The 1,477-nt window shown below is 72.2% G+C and carries 3 protein-coding genes; all 3 read left to right on the top strand.

What is annotated here, in order from left to right; translation table 11 throughout:
* The coding region (locus GH737_RS14770) for a helix-turn-helix domain-containing protein (RefSeq protein WP_196233245.1) at positions 1 to 266 on the top strand (266 nt) is incomplete at its 5' end.
* 27 nt (positions 267 to 293) lie between these two features.
* A complete protein-coding gene (locus tag GH737_RS14765; RefSeq protein ID WP_155265518.1) occupies positions 294 to 1,058 on the top strand; it encodes a DNA -binding domain-containing protein in 765 nt (254 codons plus the stop codon).
* A 142-nt stretch (positions 1,059 to 1,200) separates the two neighbouring features.
* Positions 1,201 to 1,419, top strand: coding sequence for a helix-turn-helix domain-containing protein (locus GH737_RS14760; protein WP_155265517.1), 219 nt, complete (start codon positions 1,201 to 1,203; stop codon positions 1,417 to 1,419).
* Positions 1,420 to 1,477: the final 58 nt, after the last annotated feature.

Below are 1,477 nucleotides of genomic sequence, written 5' to 3'. Positions count from 1 at the left end.
GGCGTCTGCGGACGCTGCGCGCGCGTCGGACCCGGCCGCCGCTCAGCCGGCGCGAGGTCCAGTGCCTGCGCCTGGTCGCGATCGGCAAGACCGACAGCGAGATCGCCATCATCCTCGGCCTCGGCACCGAGACCGCCCGCCAATATGTAAAGAGCGCCCGCGCCGCTTATGACGTCGTGAGCCGGACGCAGCTCGTCGTCCATGGCCTGCGCGACGCGTGGATCAGTTTCGAGGAGGCAATCCCCCCGGATGGGGGAATGGGCTAGCGAGGCGCCGCCCGCTGTGATCCGCCGGTGCAGGCGGAGACGGCAACAGGTTGCGACTGGCGGGACGCCGCCCGTTATGCCGCGCTGCTCGACGCCGACCGGTCGCTATTCGCCTGGGAATGGCTTCGCCGCGACCGGCGTTATCGCGCCGCCGCGGCCCCGGCGCTCGCCGGGGTATCTCCAGGGCCCGCCGGCCGGGGCGCAGGGGAGTTCGGGCTCGTCGCATTCGAGCCGCCTCACTCGGCCGTCCCCCGCGCCAGGCCGCTGTGGCGCATCGCCGTGCATCCTTATGTGCTCGCCGCCGAACCCTGCCGGGCGCCGCTGGACCGGTTCGATCTCGAGCCGCTGCGGCCCCTTGCGACCGTCGTGGAGGACGACGCCGGCGAGCATCTGCTGCTTTGCGACGGGCTTCGCTCGATCCGGCTCGACGGGCCGCGCGGAGCGTTCACCGGCGGGCCGGCGCGCCTTAGATACGCCCTCGAGGGCCTCGAGTCGGCGCAGCCGCCGCTGCTCACGCTCCAGCGCCTTCTTGCTTTATGCCGGAACGGCCGCTTCTCGCGTTCGCTTCACGCCCGCGAGGCCAGGGCGCGGCGCTGGATCCTGATGCTGCGGACCTTCGATGCGCTCGATTCGGGGGCGGACCAGCGGGAGATCGCCCGGGTGCTGCTCAGCCCGTCCGTCGGCGAGCAGGCGTGGCGCAGCCGCGAGCCGAGCATCCGCTCGCAGGTCCAGCGGCTGGTGCGCACAGCGCGGCGGATGGCAGGCGGCGGCTATTGGCGGCTGCTTCGCTAGGCTGCGCTCCTTCTCTCGATGCCGACCCTCGCGGGCCGGAAGGCTCACTTTTGCCTGCGCTCCTTTTCGAGCCTCCGCGCCGCCGCCGGATGGTGGCACTGCCCGTCCGACGCTGGTGAACAGAGGGGGGAGCGAATTGCCGATGGACGACGAGATTGCCCGAGCGGCGCGCGCGAGGAAGGGCTGCCCGTTCCTTTCGACCGAGCAGGCCGCATTCTATCTTGGCCTGAGCGCGCGCAAGATGCAGGCGCTTCGGCGGGACGGCGCCGGCCCGGCGTTCAGGCGTCACAGCCGCTACGTGCGCTACCATATCGACGATCTCGACGAATGGTCGGGCGCATCGGGTCGGCGCGGTGGCTGAGCAGTACGCGGGTCCACCCCGGCCCGGCGGCCGGCAACCGGCGGCCGGAACCGCGGCG

This window comes from Sphingomonas segetis (assembly GCF_009720245.1).
Classification (GTDB): Bacteria; Pseudomonadota; Alphaproteobacteria; order Sphingomonadales; family Sphingomonadaceae; genus Sphingomicrobium; species Sphingomicrobium segetis.
Note: the sequence above shows the minus strand (reverse complement) of the source record. Positions and strands in the feature narration are given on the sequence as shown.